Below are 5,089 nucleotides of genomic sequence, written 5' to 3'. Positions count from 1 at the left end.
TATAAATCACAGCAGCGATGAATCAGTCTTTGAGCCCGTTCATTTTTATCCATCACCTGCCAGAGGAGTACCAGGGCCAGATCAATATAGTGATTCCCACAGGGCTTGCACAGGTCTTCCTCAGTGTCATCGGGTTGCTTGCCACTCGCGTCCAGCAGCAGTTTTTCAGCCCGTGTATGTTTGCCCATTAGCTCCCAGATTCGCACCAGGGCCAGGTCAACCAGAGGGTTCCCGCAGGCCTTGCACAGTAAATCTTCAGTAGCCTCGGGATTCTTGCCACTCAGGTCCACCAGCAGTTTTTCAGCCCGTTTATAGTCGCCCGTTCTCCCCCAAAATCTCACCAGAGTCAGATCAATGCCAAGATTTCCAGAGCGTTTGCACAGCGCTTCCTCACCGGCGAAGGGGGACTTGTCGGCCATGTTCAACAGCAATCTTTCAGTCAGTGTATATTTGCCTTGCACCTCCCAATTTCTTGCCAGCGCCACATCAACATCTTTCTTCCCGGAAGGCTTGCAGAGACGTTCTTCGTTGTCATTGGGGTGCTTGTGACTCATGTTCAGCAGCAGTCTTTCCGTCCATTCATTTTTGCCCATCGTCTGCCAGAGTCGGGCCAGGGTCAGATCCAGGGTATGATCTCCACAGGGTTGACACAGGATTTCTTTATTGAGGCCGGGATGCTTACCAATCATATTCAGCAGCAGCTTTTCAGCCATTTTATATTGGCCTATCTGTTCCCAGTATCGGACCAGGGCCAGGTCAATTCCATAATCTCCACAGGGCTGACACAGGATTTCTTCACTGCTGCCGGGGCGCTTCCCGCTCATGTTCAGCAGCAGTTTTCCACAAAGTTCCAGCTTTTCCATGGACTGCCAGAGTAAGGCCAGGTTCAGATCAACCACACGCTTTCCGCTGACCCTGCAAAGCTTTTCAACACTGTCAGTCTGGTGCTTGCTACTCATGTTCAGGAGCAATTTTTCAGACAGATGATTTTTGCCCATGTTCTGCCAATGCCGACTCAAAGCTAGATCAATATCAAGATCTCCAAAAGGCCTGCAAAGAATCTCTTCACTGGCATTGGGGGACTTGCCACTCACGCTCAGCAGCAGTTTTTCAGCCTGTTCGTTTTTTTCCATTAGCTGCCAGAGTCGTGCCAGTGCCAGATCAATTTCATTATTTCCACTGGCCTTGCAAAGGCAATCCTCACTGTCATTGGTTTGTTTGTCACTGATGTCGAACAGCAATTTTTCAGCCCATTCATACAGGCCTTTCTCCTGTAAGAGTCGCACCAGGGCAATATTGACGATCTGGAGTCGTTTATGCAGTGTTTCTGCATAGGCAGGGCATTGATTCGACAGCAGCTTTCTGGTCAACTCTGTTTTCATGTTCACCAGGAGTGTTTCAGTCATCTGATGTTTGTCCATCAATGACCACAGTCGGGCATTAGCCATATCAGCGTCAAAATAGTTGGAATGCTGGCAAAGGATCTCTTCATCAGCATCGGGCTTTATATTTCTCAGTCTTATAAGTCGTTCTTCAGCTTTCGGGAACCACCCAAGTGCCTGTTCACAGAGGCTCAGGGTCAGGTCAAGGTGGTGGATTTTGGAAGCCCTGAGTGCAGTCAAGTGGCCTTTCAACCTGAGTTCTTCCAGACGAGTGCAGGCTTTTATCTGTTTTTCCCGGTTTTGCTCTTTAAGCGACCTTGCCAGCCCTATGACCGAGTTTTGGTAGTCGGATTGGCTCAATTCGTCCGGGCATTCTTCCAGGATGGCCAGGAATTGTTTTTCTGCATCGGTGAAATGTTGCTTTTTCAATGCTTTGAAAGCTTGGTCGACTTTTTGTTTAGCCGCCACAGTCGATTGCTTATTCGTTGACGGGTGCGGCCTTTGAGAAAAAGAGGCTCTGTGCGCACTGGTTTGCCGATGGCGAAGAGTTTGGGGCATTGCTGAAGACCTGGCCGAAGACCGATCGTCCCAAGAATCACGAGGAACAAAGAGTGGCGCATTCGGGTCTAATTTCGATGCAGGCTTTCTGTCTTTATCAGTGTCCTGATGGGATTCAGGCAAGCGATGTTGTGACGGTTGCGATGCAGAACCGTAGGCTGGTGGTAATCCGTAACTCATGGCAATGTAACCTCCCTTTATGCTCATAAGACAGCAAACGGGTATAGAAGTTCATGGCAGCGTCTTAATCCCGGAATTAAATAAAACGGTGAGTGGCAGGCAGGTTTATGTTCGCCGTGCCAGATTCTGCACCTTTTGAAGAGCTATCGCTTCGGTGATTCGCCAGGCATCGTCAGCTCTAAACTTTTCTACCCTGCCGGGGTCAAGGGTTTTGGCTTTTTTGAACCATTCACTCCACACGTCTTCGCTGTAACGCATCATTCTGAGGCAGTGCGCTTTTTGCGAACAGGCACTTGCACTCAAGGGGTTTTTCTCCAATGCGGATTCCACATGCTCAAGTGCCTTTTTAAGGTTATCTTGTCCTGACCCAGGGTCACCCTCTGCTATCAGTCGGGTAGCCAGCCTGAAATAATGGATCGAGGTTAACAGCAGTGTATTGGCACTTTCCTGACAGCCGGTCATCATTTTCATAAATTTTGCTGTCCCGGCATGCAGACTCAGCAGTGCCAATTGACATTCGCTCGTTTGGTAGAGATCACAGCAACGCTGAATCAGTCTTTGGGCCCGTTTATTTTTATTCATCATCTGCCAGAGGCGTGCCAGGGCCAGATCAACATCGTGGTTCCCGCTGGGCCTGCACAGGTCTTCCTCATTGTCATCGGGCTGCTTGCCAATGATATTCAGCAACAGTTTTTCACACTGTTTATAGTCGCCCATTGCCTCCCAGACTCGCACCAGGGCCAAGTCAATCAGAAAGTGCCCACAGGGTTGGCACAGTATTTCTTCAGTGGCTTTGGGGGACTTGCCACTCATGTTCAGCAGCAGCTTTTCAGCCCGTTTATTCTCGCCCACTCTCTCCCAATATCTGGTCATAGTATGGTCTATGATAAAATCACCACAGGGTTTGCACAGCTCTTCTTCACTGGCGAGGGGAGACTTGCCTGCCACGTTTAATAGCAATTTTTCAGCCCATTTATATTTGCCCAGCATCTCCCAAACTCTTATCAGAGCCAGGTCAATATCCTTATTCCCGCATGATTTGCACAGGCGCTCTTCATTGTCATTGGGGTGCTTGTGACTCATGTTCAGCAGCAGTCTTTCTGCCCATTCATATTTCTTTATCTCATACCAGAGTCGTGCCAGAATCAGATCCAATTCATCATTTCCACAGGGCTGACACAAGATGGCTTCATTGAGGCCGAGATGCTTGCCAACCATGTTCAGCAGCAGTTTTTCAGCCAGGTGATATCTGTCCATGACCTCCCAATGCCGCACCAAAGTCATATCAATATCAAGATTCCAATAAGGCCTGCAAAGGATTTCTTCACTGGCATTGGGGTGCTTGCCACTCATGCTCAGCAGCAGTTTTTCAGCCTGCTCGTTTTTTCCCATTAGCTGCCAGAGTCGTGCCAGAGCCAGATCAATTTCATCATCTCCACAGGCTTTACAAAGTAACGCCTCACTGTTGTTGGATCGCTTGCCACTCATTTTCAGTAGCAGGTCTTCAGCCCATTCATACAGGTCCCTCTCCTGCAAGAGTCGCACCAGGGCAATATTGACGGTATGGAGTTGTTTACGCAGTCTTTCTGCAACGCCTCTGTATCGATGTGACTGCAGCATTTCGGTCAGCTCTGTTTTCATGTTCACCAGCAGTGTTTCAGTCATCTGGTGTTTTTTCATAAACTGCCACAGTCGTGCATTGGTGACATCAGCGTCAAAATTGTGAGATTTCTGGCAAAGGATCTCTTCATCAGCGTCGGGATTTATGTTTCTCAGTTTTAACAGTCGTGTTTCAGCATCAGGAATCAATCCAAGCGCTATTTCACAGCGGCTCAGGGTCAGGTCAAGGTTAGGAATTCTGGAAGCCCCGAGTTCAGTCAATGGTTCTTCCGACCTGAGTTTTTGCAGAAGAGAACAGGCTTCTTTCTGTTTTTCCGGGGTTTGCTCTTTCAGCGATCTTGCCAGCCCTATGGTTGCGTTTCGTTCGTCGGCCTGGTTGAGTTGGCCCCGGTATTCTTCTAAGGTGGACCGGAATGTTTCTTCTGCATCGGTGAAACATTGGTTTTTTAGTGCTTCGTAAGCCTGGCTGATGTTTTCTTCAGCCGCAATGGGCGATTGCTTCTTTCTTGAGGGCTGCAAACCCCGGGAAGAAGGTACCCCGTGTGCAGTGGTTTGCCGACGATGAATATCCTGGCCGTTCGAAAACCGGTTCTCCCACGAACGACGAGGAACAAACGGTAGCGCATTCGGGTTTAAATCAGATGCAGGCTTTCTGTCCTGATGAGCGTCCTGATCGGATTCAGGCAAGCGATGTTGTGACGGTTGCGATGTTGAACCGTAGGCTGGTGGTAATCCGTAACTCATGCAAAGTGACCTCCCTATGCTCTTAAGACAGCAAACATACATAAGAGTTCATCCAAGCGCCTTAATTACCTGATCCTTTGGAATTCAATATTGCTGGCTCATTGGCCAGACTCTTATTTTCGCCGCAGGCGCTTATGTTTGCTGTGCCTGATTCTTCACCTTTTCAACAGCTCTGGCTTCGATGATTCGCCAAATGTCGTAAGCTTTAAACTTCTCTCCCCGTCCGGGGTCAAGGGTTTCGGCTTTTTTGAACCATTCGCTCCAAACGTCTTTACTGTAATTCATCATTCTGAGACAGTGGGCTTTTTGCGAACAGGCGCTTGCATTCCTGGGGTATTTCTCCAGTACGGATTCTGCATACTCAAGCGCCTTTTTAAGGCTATCCTGTCCTGTCTCAGGGTCGCCATCTGCTATCTGCCGGGAAGCCAGACTGAAATAATGGATCGAAGTTAACAGTATTCTATTGGCGCTTTCCTGATACCCAGTCATCATTTCCATGAACCTTGCTGTTCCGGCATAGGTACTCAGCAGTGCCAATTCACATTCACTCGTATGGTATAAATCACAGCAGCGATGAATCAGTCTTTGAGCCCGTTCATTTTTAT

The 5,089-nt window shown here is 48.7% G+C and carries 3 protein-coding genes; all 3 read right to left on the bottom strand.

What is annotated here, in order from left to right; translation table 11 throughout:
- The coding region (locus KDK17_RS08355) for a hypothetical protein (RefSeq protein ID WP_257287844.1) at positions 1-2,120 on the bottom strand (2,120 nt) is incomplete at its 3' end.
- A 105-nt stretch (positions 2,121-2,225) separates the two neighbouring features.
- Complete coding sequence (locus KDK17_RS08350; protein ID WP_257287843.1) at positions 2,226-4,484, bottom strand: lipopolysaccharide assembly protein LapB; 2,259 nt, start codon at positions 4,482-4,484, stop codon at positions 2,226-2,228.
- Positions 4,485-4,616: 132 nt separating this feature from the next.
- A partial coding sequence (locus KDK17_RS08345; protein WP_257287842.1) for a hypothetical protein occupies positions 4,617-5,089 on the bottom strand: 473 nt, incomplete at its 5' end.

This window comes from Endozoicomonas sp. SESOKO2, from assembly GCF_024606245.1.
Classification (GTDB): domain Bacteria; phylum Pseudomonadota; class Gammaproteobacteria; order Pseudomonadales; family Endozoicomonadaceae; genus Endozoicomonas_A.
This window is presented reverse-complemented; position numbering and strand designations above follow the sequence as displayed.

What these genes read in the sequence shown, in the direction of transcription:
- KDK17_RS08350 (WP_257287843.1), bottom strand. Translation starts at nt 4,484, where the DNA reads ATGAGTTACGGATTACCACCAGCCTACGGTTCAACATCGCAACCGTCA.